General features: G+C 56.9%; 20 protein-coding genes. 7 read left to right on the forward strand and 13 right to left on the reverse strand.

Features of this window, described 5'->3' with window-relative positions; translation table 11 throughout:
• Nucleotides 1-2: 2 nt before the first annotated feature.
• The 8 genes from tssB to C3451_RS09040 all read right to left on the reverse strand — a co-directional run bounded on the left by tssB (nucleotide 3) and on the right by C3451_RS09040 (nucleotide 9,636).
• On the reverse strand, nucleotides 3-527 hold the full coding sequence (tssB, locus tag C3451_RS09005; RefSeq protein WP_022648413.1) for a type VI secretion system contractile sheath small subunit: 525 nt from the start codon (nucleotides 525-527) through the stop codon (nucleotides 3-5).
• Between the two features lie 75 nt (nucleotides 528-602).
• Nucleotides 603-1,619 carry a type VI secretion system protein TssA gene (tssA, locus tag C3451_RS09010; protein WP_045623222.1) on the reverse strand — a complete coding sequence of 339 codons (1,017 nt, stop codon included), beginning with the start codon at nucleotides 1,617-1,619 and terminating at the stop codon, nucleotides 603-605.
• Between the two features lie 11 nt (nucleotides 1,620-1,630).
• Nucleotides 1,631-2,347, reverse strand: coding sequence for a type VI secretion system-associated protein TagF (tagF, locus tag C3451_RS09015; protein ID WP_006810959.1), 717 nt, complete (start codon nucleotides 2,345-2,347; stop codon nucleotides 1,631-1,633).
• Between the two features lie 16 nt (nucleotides 2,348-2,363).
• Nucleotides 2,364-5,984 carry a type VI secretion system membrane subunit TssM gene (gene tssM, locus C3451_RS09020; protein WP_045623224.1) on the reverse strand — a complete coding sequence of 1,207 codons (3,621 nt, stop codon included), beginning with the start codon at nucleotides 5,982-5,984 and terminating at the stop codon, nucleotides 2,364-2,366.
• A 2-nt stretch (nucleotides 5,985-5,986) separates the two neighbouring features.
• On the reverse strand, nucleotides 5,987-7,225 hold the full coding sequence (locus C3451_RS09025) for a DotU family type VI secretion system protein (protein ID WP_023300334.1): 1,239 nt from the start codon (nucleotides 7,223-7,225) through the stop codon (nucleotides 5,987-5,989).
• A gap of 17 nt (nucleotides 7,226-7,242) precedes the next feature.
• Nucleotides 7,243-8,586: a type VI secretion system baseplate subunit TssK gene (tssK, locus tag C3451_RS09030; RefSeq protein ID WP_022648417.1), complete on the reverse strand. Its 1,344-nt coding sequence runs from the start codon at nucleotides 8,584-8,586 to the stop codon at nucleotides 7,243-7,245.
• 28 nt (nucleotides 8,587-8,614) lie between these two features.
• The gene (gene tssJ, locus C3451_RS09035; RefSeq protein WP_022648418.1) at nucleotides 8,615-9,118 is read right to left on the reverse strand and encodes a type VI secretion system lipoprotein TssJ; all 504 of its coding nucleotides are present in this window, start codon (nucleotides 9,116-9,118) and stop codon (nucleotides 8,615-8,617) included.
• Nucleotides 9,119-9,141: 23 nt separating this feature from the next.
• Entirely contained in the window at nucleotides 9,142-9,636 is a 495-nt protein-coding gene (locus C3451_RS09040; RefSeq protein WP_023300336.1) for a hypothetical protein, read from the reverse strand.
• A 929-nt stretch (nucleotides 9,637-10,565) separates the two neighbouring features.
• Here C3451_RS09040 and C3451_RS09045 point away from each other — a divergent pair.
• The 3 genes from C3451_RS09045 (at nucleotide 10,566) to C3451_RS09055 (ending at nucleotide 14,531) form a co-directional block, all read left to right on the forward strand.
• A complete protein-coding gene (locus tag C3451_RS09045) occupies nucleotides 10,566-11,546 on the forward strand; it encodes a helix-turn-helix domain-containing protein (RefSeq protein ID WP_023300337.1) in 981 nt (326 codons plus the stop codon).
• Nucleotides 11,547-11,624: 78 nt separating this feature from the next.
• On the forward strand, nucleotides 11,625-12,635 hold the full coding sequence (gene gap, locus C3451_RS09050; protein ID WP_023306461.1) for a type I glyceraldehyde-3-phosphate dehydrogenase: 1,011 nt from the start codon (nucleotides 11,625-11,627) through the stop codon (nucleotides 12,633-12,635).
• A 213-nt stretch (nucleotides 12,636-12,848) separates the two neighbouring features.
• Nucleotides 12,849-14,531, forward strand: coding sequence for an alpha,alpha-trehalase (locus C3451_RS09055; RefSeq protein ID WP_045623225.1), 1,683 nt, complete (start codon nucleotides 12,849-12,851; stop codon nucleotides 14,529-14,531).
• A gap of 72 nt (nucleotides 14,532-14,603) precedes the next feature.
• Here the strand turns inward: C3451_RS09055 and C3451_RS09060 are convergent, their stop codons facing one another.
• A complete protein-coding gene (locus C3451_RS09060) occupies nucleotides 14,604-16,706 on the reverse strand; it encodes a TonB-dependent siderophore receptor (protein ID WP_045623226.1) in 2,103 nt (700 codons plus the stop codon).
• 160 nt (nucleotides 16,707-16,866) lie between these two features.
• Between C3451_RS09060 and C3451_RS09065 the strand changes: the two genes are divergently transcribed.
• Nucleotides 16,867-17,598 (forward strand): flagellar brake protein, encoded by a 732-nt coding sequence (locus tag C3451_RS09065; RefSeq protein WP_022648423.1) that lies wholly within the window; start codon nucleotides 16,867-16,869, stop codon nucleotides 17,596-17,598.
• 37 nt (nucleotides 17,599-17,635) lie between these two features.
• On the opposite strand, the gene emtA is transcribed toward C3451_RS09065, so the two are convergent.
• Nucleotides 17,636-18,247, reverse strand: a complete 612-nt coding sequence (emtA, locus tag C3451_RS09070) for a membrane-bound lytic murein transglycosylase EmtA (protein ID WP_022648424.1) — start codon at nucleotides 18,245-18,247, stop codon at nucleotides 17,636-17,638.
• A gap of 107 nt (nucleotides 18,248-18,354) precedes the next feature.
• On the opposite strand from emtA, the gene ldcA reads away from it, so the two are divergent.
• On the forward strand, nucleotides 18,355-19,269 hold the full coding sequence (gene ldcA / locus C3451_RS09075; RefSeq protein WP_045623229.1) for a muramoyltetrapeptide carboxypeptidase: 915 nt from the start codon (nucleotides 18,355-18,357) through the stop codon (nucleotides 19,267-19,269).
• Between the two features lie 97 nt (nucleotides 19,270-19,366).
• Nucleotides 19,367-21,100 (forward strand): potassium/proton antiporter, encoded by a 1,734-nt coding sequence (locus tag C3451_RS09080; RefSeq protein ID WP_063139210.1) that lies wholly within the window; start codon nucleotides 19,367-19,369, stop codon nucleotides 21,098-21,100.
• A gap of 96 nt (nucleotides 21,101-21,196) precedes the next feature.
• Here the strand turns inward: C3451_RS09080 and dadX are convergent, their stop codons facing one another.
• Nucleotides 21,197-22,267: a catabolic alanine racemase DadX gene (gene dadX, locus C3451_RS09085; protein ID WP_022648427.1), complete on the reverse strand. Its 1,071-nt coding sequence runs from the start codon at nucleotides 22,265-22,267 to the stop codon at nucleotides 21,197-21,199.
• Between the two features lie 9 nt (nucleotides 22,268-22,276).
• Nucleotides 22,277-23,575 carry a D-amino acid dehydrogenase gene (locus C3451_RS09090; RefSeq protein ID WP_022648428.1) on the reverse strand — a complete coding sequence of 433 codons (1,299 nt, stop codon included), beginning with the start codon at nucleotides 23,573-23,575 and terminating at the stop codon, nucleotides 22,277-22,279.
• Nucleotides 23,576-23,896: 321 nt separating this feature from the next.
• On the opposite strand from C3451_RS09090, the gene C3451_RS09095 reads away from it, so the two are divergent.
• A complete protein-coding gene (locus tag C3451_RS09095; RefSeq protein ID WP_022648429.1) occupies nucleotides 23,897-25,429 on the forward strand; it encodes a SpoVR family protein in 1,533 nt (510 codons plus the stop codon).
• A gap of 66 nt (nucleotides 25,430-25,495) precedes the next feature.
• Here the strand turns inward: C3451_RS09095 and fadR are convergent, their stop codons facing one another.
• Entirely contained in the window at nucleotides 25,496-26,215 is a 720-nt protein-coding gene (gene fadR, locus C3451_RS09100) for a fatty acid metabolism transcriptional regulator FadR (protein WP_045623235.1), read from the reverse strand.
• Nucleotides 26,216-26,316 lie beyond the last annotated feature (101 nt).

Below are 26,316 nucleotides of genomic sequence, written 5' to 3' on the forward strand. Positions count from 1 at the left end.
GATTATTCCTCGCTACCTTTCGCACTTTCGTCATTTTTTGGCATCTGGCTCAGGGATTTGAGCAGCGTCGGATCCTGGAGGATTTTCGCGATCAGCTCTTCCGCGCCGTTTTTGCCGTCCATGTAGGTCAGCAGGTTAGAGAGCTGGGTGCGCGCTTCCAGCAGCTTGTTCAGCGGCTCAACCTTGCGGGCCACCGCGTCCGGCAGGAAGTCGTCCATGCTGTCAAAGGTCAGATCGACGTTGAGCTTACCTTCGCCGGTCAGGGTGTTATCCACCTGGAACGCCACGCGCGGCTTCAGCGCCTTCATGCGTTCGTCGAAGTTGTCGATGTCGATTTCCAGGAACTTACGCTCGTCGACGGCTGGCAGGTTTTCCACCGGCTTGCCAACCAGATCGGCCATAACGCCCATCACAAACGGCAGCTGAATTTTGCGTTCTGCGCCGTAGATCTCTACGTCGTATTCGATCTGCACGCGGGGAGCACGGTTGCGTGCGATGAATTTCTGTCCACTGTTACTCATTGCCATGATGTTCTCCATCAAAGATGCGCGGTGAAGGTGAAACGGCAGACTCCATGCCTGTCGTCATAATGCCAGGACGCGTCATTCGCGGCGTCCAAAGATGTTTTCCAGTTGGTTAACGCCGTCTGGCGCCAGGTCGCGAATAATGTCCATAAAGTTGAGTTCAGACAGCCGCTGCACCCGTTCAATCATCAGCGGTGCGGGGTGGCTGGGTTCGTACTGCGCAAAATACTGTTTCGCTTTTTCCAGCATCAGCTGCGCGTCGGCGCGGCTGGTCACCTGCACGCTGCGCCAGTCCGTCACCTGCTGAACGGGCGACGCGGTCACCGGCTGCGGCTCGGCTTGCTGCTCAGCCTGCGCGTCACGGTTCGGCAGCAACTTGCTGATATCGGTCACCTGACAGGCGCTCGAAACTTGCCCGACGGTTTTCAGCAGCTGTTCCATCTCCGGTACGCCACTTTCCCCGAGATAGCCGGTAAGCAGTTCGCGGATGGCGAGCAGGCGTTCGTTGATCACGATTACCGCTTCGGTGCCTGGCTGATCGCCCCGGGCCAGCTCATCTATTAATCGTGGACGACCGCCCGGATAATCCGGACACTCTGTTTTACTGCCGTCAAGCAGCGCCTGGGCGTCACGGAGCGAAATCTCATCGCCGTTAGAGCGGAGCAGTGAGGCGTTACGCACCGCTACCGTCAGGTCAGATTTATCGCTCAGCCCGGCGAGGGCGTTAATGCGGTAGAACGGATCGGTTTCGCCATACTCTTCCAGCAGCGGGTAAAGTTGCTCCCAGTAACGGGACAGGGCTTCCTGCACCAGCAGTAGCCCGTCGGCGTAACCTGCCAGCCCGCGACGACGCGTCCAGGCATGGGTTAACGCCAGCATGACGCGAAGATCTTTGGTGCGGCCCAGCAGGCTGGTGGCGAGTTTTTCCACCGTGTTCCAGTCGGCAGGCTCTGCCGGAATGATGGTGTCGCCAAACTGCTGTTCGGCTTTGCCCTGACTGGCCTGCCCCATGGCCTGGAAATCAGCGTCGTACTCCAGGTTTTCACCGCAGGGGTTATCGGGGCTTATCGGCGCGAGAAATTCATCGATATTCATAAGATCCCTGCTTATTCAAACATAGGCGGGTAAAGACCGTGGCGGCCCGGACGGGCGCCGCCTGCCGGATCGAACAGCAGCGTAAAGAGCTGCCCGGTGAAGTTTCCGCTGTGGACGTGGGTGTAAAGCGGATAGCCGTCGCAGCGGTTTGTCCACCAGTAGCTGGTCTGGCGCAGCGGATCAAAACACTCCGCCGCCTGCGGCCAGCCCAGCGTGCTCTGACCCTCGTCGTCATAGCCAATCACGTCGAGAATGTCGGAACGCTTTTGCGGCTCAACCGGCTGGGGCGCCGGGATGGTCATCAGCATTTCATCCAACTGGGAGGCAGAATAGCTGTTACGCACCGCGTGCAGCCCCAGACGGCCAAGCTGCTGGTACCAGCTTTCAGCCTGCCCGAGCAGACGGGATGACCACTCGGCCGGGGTGAAACTCAGTTGCAGGCATACCGGATAGTGGCGGCCTACGCTGTCACGGCCCGGCAGCAGGCAGCCCATTTGAATCATCTGGCTACCAAGCATCGGCGGGACGACAAAGTTCCACACCGGGGCTTTAGAAAACGGGCGCTCACCGCTGCGCTGCTCTTCCTGTTGCCAGGCCAGCAGGCCGACCTGAAACCAGTGCGACCACTGGCGTTGCAGGGTATCCGGAAAGCGACGCTGCAAAAAATCTCCGGCGCTGGGTAATTTGCCATACCAGCTATAACGGTTCATCGCAGGGGTATTCGTCATACGGCTGTCCTTGCGGTTATGGGCATGAGAAACGGGGAAGCTGGAACGGGTTACGGATGCTGTTCGGGGCAAACTCCAGCGTGACCTGATGTCCGTCGACGTTGAAGGTGGCCTGACGGCTCAGGCTACCCGCGCCAGGGCTGGTGCGCGCCTTGTCGAAAAAGCGGTTCAGCGCCCAGGAACCGTTGGTCACCAGCGTTGCGGTGCTGCCATTGGCCAGACCGAGCTGCATACGCACCTGGTTCGTCCCGCCCGGCCCCGGCCAGGTCATGATCTGCACCGCCTGCGGACCGTGGCTGTAGCGCAGCAGTTGGCCGTCCACGTCCAGCGTCAGGTTCAGAATGGTATTGTCCATACGCACGGTGCGCACCGTCACCTTGAAGGATGGCGTGGTCGCGCCGTTTGCGAAGAAGGCATCGCGGACAGACTGCGCCTGCTGGAACGGACGCAGCAGCCCTTCACTGCCCGGCAGCGTTTTACCGTCGATGCCTGGCATAAAGCGCCAGTTCGCCTGGGTGGTGTCCACCTTGTTGGTCAGGTTGTCGCGGAAAAAGGTGTCCATCAGTCCGGTGCCCGGCGCGAACATGCGGGCGAGATCGTCCGGCGTCACCTCAGTGCTGGCGCTGCGCACCAGCGGATAACGCCCGGCAATCGCCTGACGACAGAACCCACCCACTTCCACGTTAATGCGCTTACGCACGTTCTCCAGATCGCGACGCTGAGTGTCGCTGCTGGCGCCGACGGCCATATTGCTGAACATGGTTTGCAGCCCGCCCGGCAGACGTCCCGCGCTGGCTTGCAGGCGGCTGATTGCATCGCCGCCCGGCGCAGGCATACCGCTGTTTGCCGCATCCTGAACGGCGGTCAGGTAGCGATAAAGCTCGTCAACCTGCTTGAGAAAATCATCAAAGACGATGGTCTTACCGCCCTTCTCCAGCGGCTGCGCCAGCTCAATCATCGGCGCATAGTGGTCGGTCACCAGTTGTTCAGGCGCCTGCGTCACAACCGCGCCCTGCGTCGGGGCATTGTCACCGTTGCTGAACAGCGCTTCCAGCGTGCGGGTGGCGCGGTTGCTTTGGTCTTCCGTTTTCTGCGCATCTTCCGGCGCAGGCGCAGTGCGCGACAGGGTCAGCACCTTGCTCAGGTTAAGTACCAGACGGCGCAGCGGCGAATTGGTGCCTGAAAGCAGGCGCGCGGTGTTGATACGCTGGGAAAGATCGGCGCTGTTGTTGAGCTGAATATCAGCGAGAAAGCGATCCCAGTTAACGATAAAGTCGCGCATGTAGAGCTGACGCACGGCGTTGTCGATCTGCTGTTTATCTTCCTGGGCAGTGGTCGCTCCCAGTACCCAGGCATCGTCCTCGTGCAGGGCAGTGGTCACGCTGTCGATCTGGTCGTTGAAGCTTTTCCAGTAGCCGTCCGGCGTGTAGAGGCCCGGTACGCCCTCACTCACCGGCTTGCCGCTTTTGCGCGAAAACACCAGCTCGCTCTGCGGGCCGCCGAGATCAGAAAGCGAAACCGGCTTCAGGTTCTCATCATGCTCCAGCAGACGTTTCAGGCGGCCATATACACGTGTTGAGAGCGGCTGCTGGTTGATCAGCGCCCTTTCACGGGCCACCAGATCCTCATCCTGCGCATACGGTGAAGCCTGAATTTTTGGCTCCAGCAGCTGCGTCAGGTGCCATTCCAGCTCCTGAAGCTGCGCCTGCGTCACGTTCTGCGGCAGGTTGCGTTGCAGGTTAAGCATCACCCACGAGTGCAGGAATTTACCGTCATAATGCTTAGGCTGGTAGAGCATCTGATAGGCTTTCAGCGCCTCATAGCTGTACTCCACGTCGCTGCCGTTGTCGTTGCGCAGCCAGGTGGTAATGTGCATCGCCACGGCAGGCAGCAGCATCTGATCCAGCGCCTTCTGATACAGAGACTGCGAGGCATCGCTGACGTCATCCCCGCGATAAAGCCCCATGCGGCGGGAAACCGGCGGGTTGTTAACGTCGAAGGCATCGCTTTTCGGCAGATCCACCAGGCTGTTAAGCAGCGGCAGAAGCGCAAACAGATCGCGCTGGGGCTGGTTTTGCAGCGCCTTGCTCTGCTGCTCCAGCATCGGCACTTTTGCATCTACCTCTTCCAGATAAGCTTTATTTTTGGCGTAGCTGGTCAGCCACAGACCACCCAGGATCACCAGCAGGGCCAGCAGCGCCGCGTAGCCGGACCACATCACGGCGCGGTTGCGCAGCTCCCACCAGCGGTTTTCCCCGGCGATGCCCGCTTCCTGAAAAATCACGTTTTGCAGCAGATTTTTAATGAAGAAGCTTTGGCCCTTCGCGCCCGGGATCGGCGCCTCTTTGCTTACCGAATCCCAGCGCGTGCTTTCCTCCCCTTCAGGTAAGGAGAGCGCGCGGTTCAGCTCGCCCATCACGCGGTCAAACGGCATCCCTTCCTGGGTGCCGCTGGCAAAGTAGATGCCGCGCGGCGAAAATTCGGTTTCGAAGTTTGAGCGGGCAAAGACCGTGCTCAGGTAGTCTGCCAGCAGCGGACGCAGCGCGGCGAACTCCTGCGGGAAGAGATAGGCTTCCGCACGGGTTTTGGCGTCATGCTCTTTAAGCATGGTTTCCGGCAGGCCAGCATCCAGACGCTGTTGCAGCAGGGAAAATTCCTGCTGGAAGTTGCCCATCAGGTCGTAATCGGCGTGTTTGGTCTGCTCCCACGGCAGCGTAAAGCCCCAGATCTGATCGCGCTGGGCTTTGTCGTAATCCGCAAACCAGGCGCGGAAGCCTTTAAGCAGATCCGCTTTGGTCACCATCACATACACCGGGAAGCGAATACCCAGCTGTTCATGCAGCTCGGAGAGACGCTGGCGCAGGTTGACCGCCTGCTGGCGGGAGGCCTCAGCGGACTGCGAAAGCAGGTCGGAAATGCTGATGGTGATAATCACGCCGTTGATGGGCTGACGACGGCGGTATTTACGCAGCAGGTTGATAAATTCCAGCCACTCCCCGGCGTCCTGAACCTGCTCGCTCTCCTGAGTGGTGTAGCGCCCCGCGGTATCCAGCAGAACCGCCTCGTTGGTAAACCACCAGTCACAGTTGCGCGTGCCGCCAATGCCGCGCAGCGCGGTTTTACCGAAGCGGTCCGCCAGCGGGAATTGCAGCCCGGAGTTGGCCAGCGCGGTGGTTTTACCTGAACCCGGCGCGCCAATAATGACGTACCACGGCAGCTGATAGAGGTACTGCGTACTGAAGCGCTGCGTCCACTGCGCGCCATGTCCCGCTTTGCTGAAGTGGGCTTTTTTCAGCATCTGGGCGGCTTCATCGAAACGCCCAGCAAGGATCTGCTCCTCGTTGTTCAGACGTTTCTGCGGATCGGCCGCCTCCGGGCTGGTGGTATTTTCGTTAAGCTTGTCCATCAGCTTACGGTTCAGCCAGGCGTTATACAGCCGCGGCAGAATGTGGCTCTGAGCCCAAATCAGGTAGACCACCGCAATGCTGATGACGCGGTTCTGCTCTGATTCAAGGGGCCGGGTGTCCACGATGGACAACAGCGGGCCAATCATCCAGATGACCGCCGCGAGTGCCGTTACGCCCAGGAAGCTCCACAGAATGCGATTGGTCAGTATAGAAAGTAGAGTAGTCAGCATCCTTAGTTTCCTTGCGGCAATCCGTTCAGCTCGGCCTGGGTATTGTCAGGCGATACCAGCAGCGTAATCTCCACGCGGCGGTTACGGGCGCGATTTTCAGGCGTCGTGTTAGGCGCTACCGGGTTGATCTCGCCCCGCCCTTCGGCTTTGACGCGCTCAGGCTGCGAGAGGCTACCCTGGAGCTGTTTTTGCACCGAACGGGCGCGCTCAAGCGAGAGTTCATAGTTAGAGGCGAAGCGTGCGCTGCGGATCGGCACGTTGTCGCTGTACCCCACCACCAGAATTTTGCCGCTGACGTTATTCATCGCCTGGGCGATGCGGTCGATGACCGGCTCATAGCGATCGCGCACCACCGTTGAGGCCGAGGCAAAGAGTCCGTCCCCTTTAAGGATCACCACGCTGCGATCCGCCTCATCCTTAACGGCCACCAGACCGGCATCAATTTCCGGTTTCAGGAAGCCGCGCAGGTTCAGTACCGCCGGCAGCTGGCGCGCAGGTTGCTGGATCGTGGTTTCCGGCAGTTGGGACTGGTAAATTTTCGCCAGCACCGGGCTGGTGTTATCACCGAGACGCCAGTTCAGCACGATATAGAACAGGCAGGCGATAAAGCCGACCAGCGCCACGCACGCCCAGAGTGGAATCATCGGCCGCCAGAGCTTGCGCAGAACGGGGCGATCTTCCGGGTGCGGCGAGAGCGGCGGCGGGTAGCTGCCGCGAACGCCACGGATCATCTGCCACAGGCGCTGTTTGATGGTTTCAAGCTGGGTCCGGCCATTGTCCAGCACGCGGTAGCGGCCTTCAAAGCCGAGCAGCAGACAGTAGTTGATCATCTCCAGCAGCAGAATGTGTTCGCGCGGATTCTGCGAAAGACGTGCCAGCAGCTGGAAAAACTTCTCGCCACCCCAGGTTTCGTTATGAAACGTCACCAGCAGACCATTGCTTGACCAGACGCCGCTGCTTCCCCAGGGGGTCAGAGCGGCGGCTTCGTCCAGCGCCGTGCAGAGGCAGTAGCGCGCGCCGACAATCACTTCATATGGTAAGCCCGCCTGCTGGCATCGCACCTCGAAACGGCGAATTTCGTCAATCAGGCGCTGGCGCAGCCCGACCTGATCGTCGTGGGAAACCGAATGACGGATTTGCGGAATCGCATTGAGCAGCGGATTGGCGGCCGCCACCAGCTGATTGTTCCCACTGGCTCCGGTAAACAGGGCATCACTGCCGGTATCCTGTCGTTCCTGCATATTAAGCGCTCGCTTTATTATTCTGTCGGGCTACGGATGGCCCAGAACTCCATATCGAGACCCGGGAATTCCCCTGCGAGATGCAGCGCGAATGCCCCAGACTTGTCCATCTCGTGCCACAGTTCGCTGCCCCTCTCGAGCTCGAAATAGCTGTAGCCTGCATGCCACGGGATCTGCGGCGGCGCGACGGGCATTGCCCGAAGCATGATGCCCGGCAGCTGGAGCTGAACCAGATCGCGAATTTTCGAGACTGGCGCAACCTTCATCTGGGCAGGGAAATGGGTTTGCAGGTGTTCGCCGGGGACATTGGCTTTTACCGCCAGCACGAAGCCAAATTCGCGGACCATGCTGGTCTCCGGCACGGTGGCGATGTTAAGACCGTGAGAGCGTTCGTGCAGCGGCAGCTGGATGGCATGATCTTCCATGACCAGCGACAGCCCCTGACGCAGCATCAGCATCAGTTTGCCGAAGCAAAGGGCGAGATCGTCATGGTCGTATACCGGCAGTACGCTCTCTGCGGTACGCTGCGGCGTCCAGGTGGCGAGTTCCGTGGCAAACGGCAGCCAGCTTCGCCAGAGCGCTTCAGGGTGAAGCAGCGGCAGCGTTTTTAAATGTGAGATGTCGCCAAGGTGGCGATTGATCAGCGAAAGAAGCGTGAACTCAACCATCTCGGACGTATTGAAACGCCCCGGCTGGCGCAGGCGGCCGCCGATCTGCTGGCTACGCTGCACCAGCAAGCCGTGCAGGTCATTGATCATGCCGTACAGCTGCGGGCTGTTATTGGCGTTCAGCATTGGCGGGATGTAGCTGTTATCCAGCCGCACGTGGTTGTCGTTGCGCTTTTCAGCGACGCACGCCACGCCGATGGCGGTCCATTCTGCCGTCAGATCTTTCTCCAGCATCAGGGTCAGACGCAGGCGGCCAAACTGAACCGTCGCTTCCCCGACCGACATGGCGTTGTCGTCTTCTACCTCTTGTTCAAACGTAATAAAACGCGCCAGAGAAGAGTGCTCCTCGCTGAAAATCACCTCTTCACGTCCACCGCGACGAACCGGCAGCGCAAGCACCACCTTTTCATTGGTAAGATTATCGGGGATTTTTAGCGGGGCCGGACCGTTGCGGTCGCTGCGCACCTGGAAAAAGGTGCCGTCAGGGAGCAAACCGCTACAGTAGCTCAGGGCAATACAGCCCTGGCGAAGCATCGCTTCATCCAGCTCAAGGTCGAGAAAGCCCCAGAGATACGAACGCTGCAAGGCCCCCCACTCACGAACGTGGTTGAGGAGGTAACTTTCTGTCCGCTGAAAATGGTGGGGACGCAGGAACATGCCCTCGGTCCAGACGACCTTTTCTGCTTTCGTCATGATGATCTCTTTCCTGTTATGAAGGGCGTTACTGGCTGATGACCCGGATACCATTTACGTCAAGGAAGACGCTGGCCTGGAGTTCATCTGCGGACCATTTCCAGAACTGGTAAATCGCGTTTTCGCCGGGAACAGGCAAAGGAAGTGAGACGCGCCATTTTTTGCCGTCCAGTGCCTGGTATTCCGCCATTACGCCGATATAGCGCGCTTCCGGTGAGCTTTGACCGCTCAGGGTTTTCGAAAGCTGGCCCGGCATCAGGAAGAACACATCGCTGTTCAGCAGATTCGCGCCAAGCGTGGCTGACGCGTTGTTCTGTAAGGAGTAGAAGTCGCTGGACATGAAATCCGCATCGGATTTCAGCAGCAATACTCTGACCTTAAGCGGTGCAGAATCATTGATTTGAGGATGAGCCTGAAACTGAAGATTGTAGCGGGAGGGGTCGCTGTGTGAAGACGACGTACAACCACCGATCAGCGCGAGAATCAACGCAAAAAAAGGGAACCACATCCGATGGAAATTTTTATTATTCATAAAAATATGCTCGTGAAACCCGTTTAGTTCAGGATCCAGGTACCGTTCGCGCTGTCTTTGCAGGCTTTGCTGTTGCCATCGACATCAACACAGGTGGTTTTCTTGCGCGCTTTAGGGCGCAGTGCCTGTTTACGCACGGTGGCTTCGTACTGGTCGGCCTTGATCACGGCACGCATCGGCACGTAACCAATCAGCTGTTCACTCCCATCATCGGCCAGCGCCATCCAGAAATGTTCAACCTGCCCAAGCACGACGTAAGTTTTTCCGGTCTCAAGCGTACGGATCACTTTTCCACCGTAGTCAGGACGGCTCATCAGGGATGCCGGGTACATAGCGCGATACGGTTCATTCACCTGAGTGAACTCCGCCGGAGGGGTAACAGCGTGACGGTGCGTCAGCGTGATGCCATTAACCTGGCTGGTCACAATCGTATCATCGGTGATCGCTGGTTTTTGCGGCGCCTTACAGCCCGCCACCGCCATAACAAACAGAAGTGATAACAATACACGCAGTTTCATATGCTTTTCCGTAGCGATATTTAGAGGATGAAGAGAGGGGATAAAATTTGACTTAGGTGCTATTGTTAAAAATAGTCAGGTTTTTCCGGGGCGTTACTATTATTTGGGCATAGCTACCGCACGAGCCTTCGAGAATAAGGCCCAGCGTAATCCTGACATATTTTGACAAACGGTAAACAAGTTTACATGAGCTTATCACCTTTTCAATATTTCCTTTTTCGCTACTGCTGATTCATGAGGCATTCGCCTCACTCTGAGATTAATCTGAAAAATAGAGAAATCACGCAATTAACTGATTTAAAGACAAAAAAATCCAAAAGAGAACCATTATCACTAACGTAATACCACTATTCCAGCCACTACCATAATTAGTAGAACGGAGAATTTTTCAGTTGCATATGAATATATCTCACACGAATTATTTGTTGTATCGATAGCATATCGTCAATACTCAGGACGATGTCCCATCAAAATAAGAAAGCAGAGTAAGTGTGAAAAAATTAATTTCACGCCGCAAATTAACTTTATGCTCTCCCCCTTCTTAAGATAATTTTCTCTCGTCTGGGCCGTATGAATAATTAAGCCTGACTACACTCTTGCTCGCCAAGGCATTGCTCAAAATATAACCCACCCTTTCCAGGTAATTAATAAAGACGCTGCTTTCGACAGGCGAACTTCATTTGGCATTTTACCGTCACTACACTATTGCTTGCTTTCCACCACTCCGACGATTTATTACAAACATGATGAAAATTTGTTATGAGTTCTTTGCTTTCCCGCACCATAGCTTACAGGCCGAGCGGTAAAAACAGGTTAAGTGGGTATCAAAATATGTGCCGTTGCCGGCATCGGGGTTGACCAGAACCGTGCTCGGTAACTGTCAACGTCCTCCACTTGACTTATATTGTAAGAAAGGTACTTTTCATGACATGAAGAAGATCCTGATAATCGTTCCTGATGGTGGCATGTTGTTTGAAGCCGCCGGTATAGCCGACATTCTGATGCAGGCCAACCGTCTGCACCCGGACGGTCTGGCGCAGCCCCGCTACCGCATCATTATTGCCACTACCCAGCCTCACCTGGTGATCCATGGCCAGTCCGGCTTAAATCTGCTGGCGGACTATCGCCTGCCGGAGCTGGATCCGCGCGAGCCGCTGGACACGATTATCATCACCGGCCGTGGCATGAATGAGCAGGAAAGCACTGCGGTGGTGGACTGGCTGCACCTGGCCGCGCCGCATGCACGACGCGTCGCCTCTGTCTGCGGCGGGGCCCTGCTGCTGGCACAGGCCGGACTGCTCGATGGGCGACGGGCAACGACCCACTGGCGGCTTCTGGAAACGTTGAAAACCCGCTATCCTGCGGTCAACGTTGAGGGCGGCCCGCTCTATGTTCAGGATGGTCCCGTCTGGACATCCGGCGGCGTCAGTTCCGGGTTTGATCTGACGCTGGCGCTGGTAGAGGATGATTACGGATTCACCCTCGCCCGCAACGTGGCGCAGGATATGGTGATGTATCTGCGTCGGCCTGGCGGCCAGCTACAGTTCAGCCGCTATAATCTGGAGCAGTCCGGCGCGACCGGACCGGTTAGCGAACTGCAAAGCTGGATCCTGCAAAACCTCACCGCAGATTTGTGCGTCGAAAGGCTGGCCGAACGGGTCGCCATGAGTCCGCGCAATTTCACCCGCGTGTTCACGCGTGACGTCGGTGTACCTCCGGCCCGTTATGTCACCGAAGCCCGCCTGGCCGCCGCACGACAGCTTCTGGAGCAGACCCCGTATCCGCTTGAGGTCATTGCCGAAAAAAGCGGGTTTGGGACCAGCATCAACCTGCGCCGCGTTTTTGAAAAGCAGCTTCATCTCACGCCGGGCGAATATCGCCAGCGTTTCCACTGCCGCAGAATGGCCTAATCTGATCCTTTTTTGTCATTTACGCCAACCGACCTGACACCTACAGTAACTCCAGACAACACAGATAAGGAGTGCATCATGGTTAAGGTCGGTATTAACGGTTTCGGCCGTATCGGACGTAATGTCCTGCGCGCGGCGCTGGGCAATCCGGATCTCCAGATTGTGGCCATTAACGATCTGACGGACAGTAAAACCCTCGCCCATCTGCTGAAATATGACTCTCTGCTTGGCACGCTACCGGTACCTGTGGAAGCGGCGGACGGCGCGCTACAGGTTGACGGGCAACGCATCACCGTATTCAGTGAACGCGACCCGGCAAACATTCCGTGGAAAGACGCTGACGTTGAGGTGGTAATCGAAGCCACCGGTTTCTTCACCGAACGTGATAAAGCGGCGGTGCATATCACGAGCGGCGGCGCAAAACGCGTCATTATTTCCGCCCCGGCTAAAAATGATGATCTTACGGTGGTAATGGGCGTGAACCACACGCTGTACGATCCGGCCCAGCATTTTGTGGTCAGTAACGGGAGTTGCACCACTAACGGTCTGGCGCCAGCGGCGCAGGTGCTGCACCAGCAGTTTGGCATTGAACACGGGCTGATGAACACCACGCATGCCTACACCAACAGCCAGGCGCTGCATGACCAGCCAGAAAAAGATCTGCGCGGCGCGCGTGCGGCAGCATTATCGATTGTGCCTTATTCCAGCGGCGCGGCAAAAGCGCTCGGGAAAGTAATCCCCGAACTGGACGGTAAACTCACCGGGTATTCCCTGCGCGTGCCGGTGCCAGTGGTGTCGATCGTCGATCTGACGGTGACGCTGAGCCGCAACGTGACCGCCGAAGAGGTGAATGACGCGTTCCGTCAGGCTGCCGGTAGCGGGCCGCTGAAAGGCATCCTGGGCTACAGCGATGAACCGCTTGTCTCCAGTGATTATCAGGGCGACCCGCGCTCATCCATTATCGACGGGCTTTCAACGCTGGTGATTGGCGGGAATATGGTGAAGATCCTGTCGTGGTATGACAACGAGTGGGGCTTCTCAAACCGTCTGGTGGATTTGGCGGTGCTGATGGATAAAAAAGGGTTGTAGGGCTTAAGCCGGGTGGCATGAAGCTTACCCGGCTTTTCCGTGGTGTGGTTAAAAATTAAGTAATCCAACCCTGGTGTAGTGAAAGCGCACCCGAATTATCTGGTTATGCGAAAAATGGGACATTCAACACGCGAAGTTATCGATATTCGTCTAAGGTTTTCAGGTAATTGACAACAGCGGTCACGCTGCTCAGCGAAGACAGGAGACGAACCGATGATAAGACCTCGCGCACGACGCCCCGCTTTTTTACCCCTTGCGTTGGCAGGCGCACTACTCGGTGTTACCGCATTTGGTTATGCTGAAGACCAGCCAACGAGCCAGCAAAGCTCACCTGATATTCTTCTTGGCCCCCTCTTTAATGACGTTCAGAGCGCCAAACTGTTCCCGGATCAGAAAACCTTCGCGGATGCCGTTCCCAAAAGCGACCCGCTGATGATCCTGGCGGATTACCGGATGCAGCATACCCAGTCCGGTTTTGACCTGCGTCACTTCGTGGAGATGAACTTTATCCTGCCGAAGGAGGGTGAGAAATATGTTCCCCCTGAGGGCCAGAGCCTGCGCGAACACATAGACGATCTGTGGCCTGTGCTGACCCGCACCACCGACAAAGCGAACAAATGGGACTCCCTCCTGCCTTTGCCAAAACCCTATGTCGTGCCGGGAGGACGCTTCCGCGAAGTCTATTACTGGGACAGCTATTTCACCATGCTGGGGCTGGCCGAGAGCGGCCACTGGGATAAGATCGGCGACATGGTGGACAACTTCGCATACGAGCTTGATACCTGGGGCCATATCCCTAACGGTAACCGCAGTTACTACCTGAGCCGCTCTCAGCCGCCGTTCTTTTCTTTGATGGTGGAACTGTTGGCCACGCATGACAGCGACGCGTTGAAGAAATACCGTCCGCAGATGGAGAAGGAGTATGCCTACTGGATGGAGGGGGCTGATGGGCTCCAGCCTGGTCAGGCAAACAAACGCGTAGTGAAGCTGGATGACGGCTCCCTCCTCAACCGCTACTGGGACGATCTGGACACGCCACGCCCTGAGTCGTGGCTGGATGACGTGACCACCGCCAAAAATAACCCTAACCGTCCGGCCACCGAGATTTACCGTGATCTGCGCTCTGCCGCGGCCTCGGGCTGGGATTTCAGCTCCCGCTGGATGGACGATCCCCAGAAGCTGGGTACCATCCGCACCACCAGCATCGTGCCGGTGGATCTGAATGCGCTGATGTTTAAGATGGAAAAACTGCTGGCCCGTGCCAGCCAGGAAGACGGGGATACCGCAAGCGCAAGTAAATATGACGCGCTGGCCTCCGCACGTCAGAAAGCCATGGAGAGCCACCTGTGGAACGATAAAGAGGGCTGGTATGCGGATTACGATCTGAAAACCAGGAAGGTGCGTAATCAGCTGACTGCCGCGGCCCTCTTCCCGCTGTATGTGAAGGCCGCATCACAGGATCGCGCCGATAAAGTGGCCGCAGCCGCATCATCGCGCCTGCTGAAACCGGGCGGTATTTCTACCACCACCATCAACAGCGGGCAGCAGTGGGATGCGCCGAACGGCTGGGCGCCGTTGCAGTGGGTAGCGGTGGAAGGGTTGCAGAACTATGGTCAGCAGAAAGTGGCGATGGACGTGACCTGGCGTTTCCTGAAAAACGTTCAGCATACCTACGATCGCGAGAAGAAACTGGTTGAGAAGTACGATGTCTCTTCGACAGGTACCGGCGGTGGCGGCGGTGAGTATCCGTTGCAGGACGGTTTCGGCTGGAGTAACGGTGTGACGCTCAGGATGCTGGACATGGTCTGCCCGAAAGAGAAGCCGTGCGACAGCGTACCGGAGAATCAGTCTGCGGCAAACGATGATGTTGCACCTGCTAAACAGGCGGCGCAGTAGCGCCCCTCACCCTAACCCTCTCCCCAAAGGGGCGAGGGGACTGTTCAGTGCGGTAGCGCCACTGGGCTTTTTTCAGAAGCTGTAGCTCGCCCCGACCTGGAAGGTGCGGTCGCGGCCTATCCAGCAGTTGGTCGCGTCATAGCAGGTGAGCGTCTCTTTGTTGGTGACGTTCTGCGCGCTCGCTTTCAGCGTCAGCCCCTCCAGCGATGGCGCCAGTTCGCCCATGCGGTAAGATGCCGCCAGATCGTACTGCGTCGTACCGCCCAGCTTGCCTGCGTCATTGGCTGGCGAGATCTCCATCGGCCCGGTGTAGCGTGCACCAGCCCCCAGCGTTAACCCTCTCAGCGGCGTGCTGTCAAAGGTGTAATCTCCCCACAGATTAAAGGCGTTCTCAGGGACCTGCGTCGGTCGTTTGCCCTGGTACTTGTCATCTTCGGTATTGATGGCGTGGGTGTAGGCATAATTGGCAATCAGCGTCAGGTTATCCGTTGGACGACTAATAGCGGAAAGCTCCGCGCCTTTCGATTCCACTTCCCCGGTCTGGCGGTAGTTGAGGAAGCCCGGATCGCTGGTCACCACATTTTTCTGACGAATGTTAAACACCGAGGCGGTGAAGGTAGTTGCATATTCCGCCAGCAGGTATTTCACCCCACCCTCCACCTGCTTACTGGTGGTGGGCTTAACGTCTTTCGCGGTCAGCGTACCCTGCGGCGATACCGGTGCGAAACCTTCCGAATAGCTGATAAACGGCGAGAGACCATTTTCGAAGGCATAAAGCGCCCCCAGTCGTTTGGTGAGGCGATCCTGCGATACCCAGGCTTTGTCACCGTTTTGCAGATAGTTGGTGGTGACGGAACGGTAGTCGTCAAAGCGCAGGCTGGCCAGAACGTTAAGCCCGCCAAACGCAATCTGATCCTGAAGGTAATAGCCATTCTGCTGATAGCCGAGACGGTTTTTCTGCGCTGTTTCAAGCCCCAGCGCATCGTTATCGATCTGCGAGTGATCCGGATTGCGCATATCGATACCCGGTGTGGACGAGGCGTAACGATAATGGAAGTGAGAGTTCAGCTTCTGGTAGTCAAAGCCCGCCAGCAGATGATGTTGCCAGTCCCCCAGCGCGACGGTTCGGGTAACCTGGTTATCAATGTTGAAGCTCTGCAAATCTTCATCCGTGGTATAGGCGAAGCGGTTAAGCTGGTAGACCTCGCTGCCCGTCCCGGTGGAATAGGCGCTGCGCTGGTGGGTATCCACGTCAAAGTAGCGCGCTTTCTGGTTAAAGCCCCAGCCACTGTCAAACTCATGCTCAAAGCTGTAGCCCAGCATCCACTGGCGCTGTTTGAAGCCGCTCCACTCATCCCCGGCATAGTCACGACGATCGGCGTATTTAGACCGCAGATAGCTTAGCGGCATCGGATCAGACGGCGTCAGGCTCGGCGTATTTTGCGCCAGCGCGTCAATGGTCAGGCGCGTTTTGTCATCCGGCTGCCAGGTCACGGAGGGGGCCACCAGATAGTTTTCATAGCGCGTGGTGTGCGCCTGTTCGTCACTTTCCGTCGCTTTGCCCAGCAGACGATAGTTCCAGTCGCTGTTCGCAATCTGCCCCGTGGAATCCAGGTACCCCTCTTTCAGATTGCGGTTTCCGGTATTAAAGCCCAGTTCCGTTTTCGCCTCTTTCTGCGGCTTTTTACTCTGAATATTGACCAGCCCGCCCGGGGAGCCGCCGCCATACAGCACGGATGACGGCCCCTTCAGGATATCGACGCTCTCAATCAGCAGCGGATCGATTCGCGCTTTGGTGTTCCCGGTGACGTTATAGGGAAGTTGCAGGCCGTTGTAGAACTCCTGATCGACGTTGAACCCGCGGATTTTGTACTCGCTCATGTAAGAGGTGCTCCCGCGCACCTCCGTGGAAACGCCCGGCGCATAGCGCAGGATCTCGTTTACCGAACTGGCGTGCCGCTGCTCAATCTCTTTAGCGGCGATGGTGTTGATCACCTGCGGCGTTTTACTTTCCGCAACGGCTGATTTCGTGGCGCTATTGGTCCAGGCAGGGAGCGCGCTGCCCTGCTCTGTAGCGGTTACCACGATGGTGAGTTCTTCTGCGAAAGCCTGTGTCTGCAATGCCAGCGTAACGGCGCCTGCCAACGCGCATAACGCAAAACGTGAGGTGCTCATAGTGTCGTCTTATTATTAGATGATATTGGGAACGACAATTATTATCATTTTTATTACCGAATCAATATCAGCGGAGAAAAACAGATCGTTTGTATTAAGTTTCATGCCAGCGTGCCGATAACCCAGAGACAGTCTGTCATCTATCGAGGAGCCATCTGGCGTGAGTAGCTACAGTGAGCAGTTCCTGAAACAAAATCCGCTGGCTGTATTAGGGGTGTTACGCGACCTGAAAAAGGGCGAGGTGCCGCTGCGCATCAACTGGTCAACCAGCCAGTTTATCAGCAAGATCCTGGACGTGACGGCAGAACACCTGATCGTGGATCTGGGTAGCCAGAGCGATGAAAACCGTGCCGCGCTACAGGCAGAAAACCTCTCGGTGATGGCCGAAACGCAGGGGGCTAAAGTCGAGTTTATACTGCCTCGCCTGACCACGATCGTGTACCAGGGTTTGCCTGCGTTTATCACCCCCCTGCCCGCTAATCTCTGGTTCGTGCAGCGCCGCGAGTATTTTCGCATCAGCGCCCCGCTTCACCCGGCCTACTTCTGTAAGGCGAAAATGCCGGACAAAAAAGAGATCCGCTTTCGTCTCTTTGACCTGTCGCTGGGCGGCATGGGAGCGTTGATGGATATGCCGAAGCCGGAGGGGCTGGTGGAAGGTATGCGTTTTAGTCAGATCGAGCTGGATATGGGCGGATGGGGACGCTTCTGGTTTGACGCCCAGCTGATTGCCATCAGCGAGCGCAAGGTGGTGGACGGCAAAAACGAAACCATTACCACGCCGCGACTGAGTTTTCGCTTTCTGAATGTCGGTCCAGGCGCCGAGCGCGAACTACAGCGCATCATTTTTTCACTGGAGCGTGAAGCGCGGGAACGCGCGAATAAAGTGCGCTGAAAGGCGTCGGGCAGCGTGCTGCCGCCCGACAAAGACGTTACATGGCGTCCATTGCTTTCTGTACTTTCCAGATATAACGTGGAGCCTGTGCTGACGGATGATTCTTCACAACGTGTTCGAAGAATTCATCTTTATCCATATCGTTAATCTCTTCTATCGCCTCTTTGCGATCGGATGAGAAGGTTCGGAGCAGCGCGCCAGCTCCGTTAACGTACGACACCACCAGCGCATATTGCATCACTTCCGGATCGTCAATCCCCTTCAGAATGCCATGCTCCAGAATGCTCAGGTAAGCGGTTCCCATAGAGATATTACGTTCCGGGTTTTTCAGCTCGCTGGTGGATGGCTGTCCCTTCCAGCCCATGTAGCGATAGACCTCTCTTCCCGCCGTAGAGGCTTTTAACTGCATCAGCCCCACCGCATTCGATTTACTCACCAGCGTCGGGTTCCCGCCGGACTCCACGGCGATGATCGCGGTGATCAGGCGCGGGCTCACGCCCCAGGCCTTCCCGGCTTGTTCGCTGATCGGCATCCACTGCATGGCCCGCTTTACCGGGACTTCAGGATTCCAGGGGGGATTTTTATAATCATGTTTTGAACTACAGCCAGCGAGCAACACAATCAAAAAAGCAAACCATCTCAATTTCACGTCATCTATCCTTATAGCCGGTCATCGCGGTACGTCGCCCCTTGAAGCAGGCGGCGTATAAGCGGCATGATATAGACAATTAGATTCTCATTCAGCAAGGAATTGCCATGCCTCAGTTTCATCTCATCGCACCGTCGGGCTACTGCATCAACCAGGAGGCGGCACAGCGGGGCGTTCAGCGCCTGCTGGAAATGGGCCATCAGGTAGAAAATCAGACAATTATCCCCCGCCGCATGCAGCGTTTTGCCGGTACGGAGGCGCAGAGACTGAACGATATCAACAGCCTGGCGACGCTGGAAGGTGAAAACACTATTGTGCTGGCCGTGCGCGGCGGCTATGGCGCAAGCCGGCTGCTGGAGAGCATCGACTGGGCCGGGCTGGCCGCACGCCAGCAGCAGGATCCGCTGTTAATCTGCGGACACAGCGATTTCACGGCGATCCAGCTCGGCCTGCTGGCGTTGCATAACGTCATTACCTTTAGCGGTCCGATGCTGGCCGGCAACTTTGGTGCGCCGGAGCTGGATGCGTTTACGCAAGACCATTTCTGGCGCGCCCTGCAAAACCCGACGTTCACCGTCGAGTGGCAAGGCAACGGACCGCACTGGGAATGTGAAGGGCAGCTGTGGGGCGGAAACCTCGCGATGCTGGTATCGCTGATTGGGACACCGTGGCTGCCGCAGATCGAGGACGGCATTCTGGTGCTGGAAGATATCAACGAACACCCGTTCCGCGTCGAACGCATGCTGTTACAGCTTTATCACGCCGGGATCCTGGATCGGCAGTCAGCCATTGTGCTGGGCAGTTTCAGCGGGTCAGCCCCCAACGACTACGACGCGGGCTACACGCTGGAGACGATGGTCGATTTCATTCGTTCCCGGCTGGATATTCCGGTGATCGCCGGTCTGAATTTCGGCCATGAGCAGCAAACCGTTACGTTGCCACTGGGTGCCCGGGCGCACCTTGTACACGGTAATTCAGGCAGTCGGTTAACAATCAGCGGTCATCCGGTCTTAAAGGCATAAAAAAGCCGTTATTCCCCCTCAATAAAACGCAGATACAGTTGTTAATATGTTAGGGTTTTAATAACAGCGTTCACATTGAGGTGGGAGTAAGACGACATTGAGTGCCACAGCGATAATCAGTCTTTTCATTCTGGGTTCCATCCTGGTAACCTTCAGCATTTTATTAAGTTCATTTTCATCGCGCCTTGGCATACCTATTCTTGTCATTTTCCTGGCTATCGGCATGCTGGCGGGGGTTGACGGAATCGGCGGTATCCCCTTCGATAATTACCCTTTCGCCTATATGGTAAGTAACCTCGCGCTGGCGGTGATCTTGCTGGACGGCGGCATGCGCACCCAGGCAAGTTCGTTTCGCGTTGCCTTAGGCCCGGCGCTGTCTCTGGCTACCGTCGGCGTGCTAATCACCTCCGGCCTGACCGGTATGATGGCAGCCTGGCTGTTTAACCTCGATATAATGGAAGGCCTGCTTATTGGCGCGATTGTCGGCTCTACCGATGCGGCGGCGGTGTTCTCGCTGCTCGGCGGCAAGGGGCTAAACGAGCGCGTTGGCTCCACGCTTGAGATTGAATCCGGCAGCAACGATCCGATGGCGGTGTTCCTGACCATCACCCTGATTGAGATGATCCAGCAGCACGAAACTGGACTGAGCTGGATGTTCGCCTGGCACATCCTCCAGCAGTTTGGCCTCGGGATTATCATTGGTCTCGGCGGCGGTTACCTGTTACAGCAGACAATCAACCGTATTACGCTGCCTTCCGGCCTTTACCCGCTGCTGGCCCTGAGCGGCGGGATCCTGATCTTTGCCGTCACCACCGCGCTGGACGGCAGCGGTATTCTGGCGGTTTACCTCTGTGGATTCCTGCTGGGCAACCGACCGATTCGTAACCGTTATGCGATACTGCAAAACTTTGACGGGCTGGCCTGGCTGGCACAGATCGCCATGTTCCTGGTGCTGGGCCTGCTGGTGACGCCTTCCGACCTGCTGCCTATCGTCGTGCCAGCGCTGCTTTTGTCGGCCTGGATGATCTTCTTCGCCCGTCCGCTGTCGGTGTTTGCCGGGCTGCTGCCGTTCCGCGGGTTTAACCTGCGTGAGCGGATATTTATCAGTTGGGTGGGGCTGCGCGGCGCGGTGCCGATTATCCTGGCGGTTTTCCCGATGATGGCCGGGCTGGACAACGCTCGTCTGTTCTTCAACGTCGCCTTCTTCGTGGTGCTGGTATCGCTGCTGTTCCAGGGGACGTCGCTGGGCTGGGCGGCGAAAAAAGCCAAAGTGGTGGTACCGCCCGTTGGCTGGCCGGTCTCCCGCGTGGGGCTGGATATTCATCCAGACAACCCGTGGGAACAGTTTGTCTATCAGCTAAGCGCCGATAAGTGGTGCGTGGGTGCTTCGCTACGCGATCTGCATATGCCCGCTGAAACGCGCATTGCCGCCCTGTTCCGGGATAACGCCCTGCTTCACCCGACCGGCAGCACGCGGCTGCGAGAGAACGATATCCTCTGCGTGATTGGCCGCGAGCGCGACCTGCCTGCCCTTGGCAAGCTGTTCAGCCAGTCGCCCCCGGTGGCGCTGGATCAGCGTTTCTTCGGCGATTTTATCCTCGAAGCCAGCGCCCGCTTTGCGGATGTGGCGCTGATTTATGGCCTGGAGGGAGGACTGGAGAATCGCGATAACCAGCAAACACTGGGCGAGATTATTCAGCAATTATTAGGGGCTGCACCGGTCGTCGGTGACCAGGTGGAGTTTGCCGGGATGGTCTGGACGGTGGCCGAGAAAGAGGATAACGCGGTGCGCAAAGTCGGCGTAAGGCCGATGGAGGAGGAGGCGGAGTAGCTGCTTTTTTGCCGGGTGGCGCTAACGCTTACCCGGCCTACGTTCGGGCTTTTGTAGGCCGGGTAAGGCGAAGCCGCCACCCGGCACACACACATGTTACACCGTCACAACAGGCACTCTTGACGCCAGCGCGCACATCAGTTCATACCCGACAGTGCCCGCCGCAGCGGCCACATCATCAATTTTAACCTCGTTGCCCCACAGCTCAACCGGTGAGCCGATCCCCGCCTGAGGACATGGCGTCAAATCAATAGCCAACATGTCCATTGAGACGGTGCCTACCGTGCCCGTACGCACGCCATCGACCCACACCGGCGTGCCGCTCGGGGCGATGCGCGGATAACCATCTGCATAGCCCCCCGCCACGATACCGATACGCTGTTCGCCCGCTGCCCGATAGCGGCTGCCATAGCCCACCGTATCGCCCGCTTTCAGGGTTTGCACGCCGATAATTTCGCTTCGTAACGTCATCACCGGCTTCAGGCCGCTGTTGGCGATATCCTGCCACTGACCTGAGGGTGACGCGCCGTACAGCACGATCCCCGGGCGCACCCAGTTGTAATGCGCCTCGGGATGCCAGAGCGTTGCCGCTGAGTTCGACAGCGAGCGCGGACAGTCCAGCCCTTCTGCCGCCTGCTCAATGCGGACCATGGCATCGGCAATGCCGTCCGGCTTTTCCGCATCGGCAAAATGCGCCATCAGCGTCATCTCACCGACGTTTTTCAGCGCACGAAGCTGCTGCCAGACCGTGTGCACGCGTTCAGGCTGGAAGCCCAGACGATTCATACCGCTGTTCACTTTGAGATAGATATCCAGCGGGGCATGCAGCTTCGCGTCCTGAATGGCCTTGATCTGCCAGTTACTGTGAACGCTGGTCGTCAGGCGGTACTTATCCAGCAGAGGCAGATCTTGCGCATGGAAGAATCCTTCCAGCAGCAGGATCGGTCCTTTCCAGCCGCGCTCACGCAGCAGGATGGCCTCTTCCAGATTCAGCAAGGCAAAACCGTCGGTAGCGCCGAGCGCACTCCAGATACGGTCGATACCATGACCGTAGGCGTTGGCTTTCACCACCGACCAGACACGAGAACCCGGCGCAGCACGACGAACAATTTGCAGGTTATCCTTCAGCGCCTGCAAATCCAGCTGGGCCAGAATGGGACGGGACATGACGACTCCTTAATTATGCGCGCCGTGCAGGTGTTGTGGACGCGAGGGGGTAAACCCTGATTGATAGCGTGCGGCGCTTAAATCGTCAAACGGAATTGCCGGCGTCCGCCCGGAAATCAGGTCGCTAAGCAGCTGGCCCGAACCGCAGGCCATGGTCCAGCCAAGCGTACCGTGGCCGGTATTTGTCCACAGATTTTTGTAAGGCGTACGGCCCACAATCGGCGTGCCGTCCGGGGTCATTGGACGCAGGCCGGTCCAGAACGTCGCCTGCTCAATGAAACCGCCGCGCGGGAAGAGATCGCCGACGACCATCTCCAGCGTTTCACGACGTGGTTTGAGCAGTTCGGTATTGAAGCCCACGATTTCCGCCATGCCGCCGACGCGGATCCGGTTATCGAAACGGGTGATGGCGATTTTGTAGGTTTCATCAAGAATGGTTGATACTGGCGCGCCGCTGTCCTCTTTCACGGGAATGGTCAGGGAGTAGCCTTTCAGCGGATAGACCGGGATATCCAGGATCCCTTTCAGCATCGCGGTAGAATAGGATCCGAACGCCATCACGTAAGCATCGGCTTTGATCACCTCTTCTCCACACTTCACGCCGTAAATCTTCTCCCCTTCCGACAGCAGCTTGTCGACAGAAGTATTGAAGCGGAATTTCACCCCGGCCTGCTCACACATGCGCGCCAGACGCTGGGTGAAAAGCTGGCAGTCGCCGGTTTCATCGTTCGGTAAACGCAGACCGCCCGTCAGCTTGTGCGCGACCTCGGCAAGTGCTGGCTCCACCTGGGCAAGTTGGCTGGCTTCCAGCAGCTGATAGGGTACGCCCGCATCTTCAAGCACGGCGATATCGCGGGTCGCGTTTTCATACTGTTGCGCGGTACGGAACAGCTGAAGTGTGCCGCCCTGGCGCCCTTCATATTCGATCCCCGTTGAGGAACGCAGCGCTTTCAGGCAATCGCGGCTGTATTCTGCGAGGCGCACCATGCGCCCTTTGTTTTCCATGTAGTGGCGGGTATCGCAGTTGCGCAGCATCTGCCACATCCACTTAAGCTGGAACTGTGTGCCGTCAAGGCTTATCGCCAGCGGCGCATGTCGCTGAAACATCCATTTGATCGCCTTCAGCGGAACGCCCGGGGCCGCCCACGGCGCAGCGTAGCCCGGGGAGATCTGCCCCGCATTCGCCGCACTGGTTTCCAGCGCCGGACCGGATTCGCGATCGATAACGGTAACCTCATGTCCCGCCTGACTTAAATACCAGGCGCTGGTTACGCCAACGACACCACTTCCCAGTATGACAACACGCATAGCCACTCCATTATGAGCAAAAGAACAATCATCTAATTACAGATTGATAACCTAGCTGAAAATATTATTCAACATATGACTTTTTTATGGTGACTCAACTCACATATCCCGCTGTATCAGGGGATGGCGCTTATTTGGGATCTCCTGCTGCGCGTTATTTTTAACCAGTAGAAAATTCTGCGATCACCGCTTTTTTTGCCGTATCGAAAACGGGAAATCGCAAAGAAAAAATTTCTGCGCCCCGCGTATTTGAATGGGGTGATCTATGCTTGAAAGGAGGCTCTCCAGTCAGAGAGAGCGACCAACAACGAGGGCGCGCTAATGGCTACACTAGATTCCATGTCAAGGGACAGCACCCGTCTGAGCGATGGACCCGACTGGACCTTCGAGTTGCTGGATGTCTACCTGGCGGAGATCGACCGGGTGGCCAAACTCTATCGTCTGGACACCTATCCCCATCAGATTGAAGTCATCACCTCGGAACAGATGATGGACGCTTACTCCAGCGTCGGGATGCCGATTAACTATCCGCACTGGTCGTTTGGTAAAAAATTCATTGAAACGGAGCGACTGTATAAGCACGGACAGCAGGGGCTGGCGTATGAAATCGTTATTAACTCTAACCCGTGTATTGCCTATCTGATGGAGGAGAACACCATTACCATGCAGGCGCTGGTGATGGCGCACGCTTGCTATGGACATAACTCGTTCTTCAAAAATAACTATCTGTTCCGCAGCTGGACGGACGCCAGCTCCATCGTCGATTACCTGATCTTCGCCCGCAAATACATTACCGACTGCGAAGAGCGCTACGGCGTGGACGAGGTAGAGAAGCTACTGGACTCCTGCCACGCGCTGATGAATTACGGCGTTGACCGCTATAAGCGTCCGCAGAAGATCTCATTGCAGGAAGAGAAAGCCCGGCAGAAGAGCCGCGAGGAGTATCTGCAAAGCCAGGTGAATATGCTGTGGCGCACCCTGCCGAAACGTGAGGAGGAGAAAACCGTCGCCGAGGCGCGTCGTTACCCTTCCGAGCCGCAGGAAAACCTGCTCTACTTTATGGAGAAGAACGCCCCACTGCTGGAGCCGTGGCAGCGTGAGATCTTGCGCATCGTGCGCAAGGTGAGCCAGTATTTCTATCCTCAGAAGCAGACCCAGGTGATGAACGAAGGCTGGGCGACCTTCTGGCACTACACCATTCTTAACCACCTGTATGACGAAGGAAAAGTCACCGAGCGGTTTATGATGGAGTTTTTGCACAGCCACACCAACGTGGTATTCCAGCCAGCGTATAACAGCCCGTGGTACAGCGGCATTAACCCTTACGCACTCGGCTTTGCCATGTTCCAGGATATCAAGCGTATCTGCCAGTCGCCCACCGAAGAGGACAAATACTGGTTCCCGGATATTGCCGGTTCTGACTGGCTGGAAACGCTGCACTTCGCGATGCGTGATTTTAAGGATGAGAGCTTTATCAGCCAGTTCATGTCGCCGAAAATCATGCGTGATTTCCGCTTCTTCACCGTACTGGATGATGACCGCAACAACTACCTGGAGATCTCTGCGATCCACAACGAAGAGGGCTATCGTGAGATCCGCTCGCGCCTGTCGTCTCAGTACAACCTGAGCAATCTTGAACCGAACATTCAGGTCTGGAATGTGGATCTGCGCGGTGACCGCTCTTTGACGCTGCGCTATATCCCTCACAACCGCGCACCGCTGGATAAGGGGCGTAAGGAAGTGCTGAAGCATGTGCATCGCCTGTGGGGATTTGACGTGTCGCTGGAGCAGCAGAATGAAGATGGCAGCGTGGAGCTGCTGGAGCGGTGTCCGGCGCGGTTGAATACGTTGTAGTTTTTTTGCCCGGTAAGCGAAGCGCCACCGGGCGAAAAAAACCTCTCAATCGAGAGGTTTTTTATTTCAGCGACTCTGAATCGCTAAATCACCCGGCAGGGTTTTCTGCATTCGGTGCCAGATTTCACCGGAGTCGTGGCCATAACGACGCACCGTTTCATAGACCTGATCGTGCAGCCCTTCGGTGCAGAGCTTGCTCAGTCTATGGTAGAAGCCGAGCGCCAGGCTGCGGGCTTCAGGGTTGGCAAAGTAGTGACGACCAATGCGTGTATATAATCCTTTCATTCCATTCAGGATCAGACCGTAAACCGGATTGCCGGAAGCAAACGCCAGACCGCGGAACACGTTGTAGTCGAGGGTCGCAAAGGCGTCCGCGTGATCTTCCACCTCATTGGCTGTGGCAAGCACCTTCAGCGCATCTTCAGGATGCTGACGAAACGCGGTGCGGATGAAAATGGTAGCGATGTTGGTGCGCACCGAAAGCAGATTGTCAATCAGCTGCGGTACGCTTTCGTGATCGAGACGCGCCAGCGTTTCCAGAATATTCAGCCCGGACGTTTCCCAGAAGTTATTCACTTTAGTGGGTTTGCCATGCTGTATCGTCAACCAGCCATCGCGCGCCAGACGCTGGAGCACTTCTCGCAGCGTGGTACGGGTGACGCCAATCAGTTCAGAGAGTTCGCGTTCAGCAGGTAGAATTGATCCCGCAGGGAAACGATTATTCCAGATGCTTTCAATGATGTACTCTTCCGCGAAACCCGCCGGGCTCTGCGCCTTAATGACCATAGTGAGATTTCCATTACACAGCTTTAGCAAATTGCACTCATCATACCAGAGGCGCGCAGAGGCAGATAGCGCAGCAGAGACAGAAAAGAGGGATCGCCGTT

The organism is Enterobacter sp. 301B, from assembly GCF_003850715.1.
GTDB lineage: Bacteria > Pseudomonadota > Gammaproteobacteria > Enterobacterales > Enterobacteriaceae > Enterobacter > Enterobacter intestinihominis.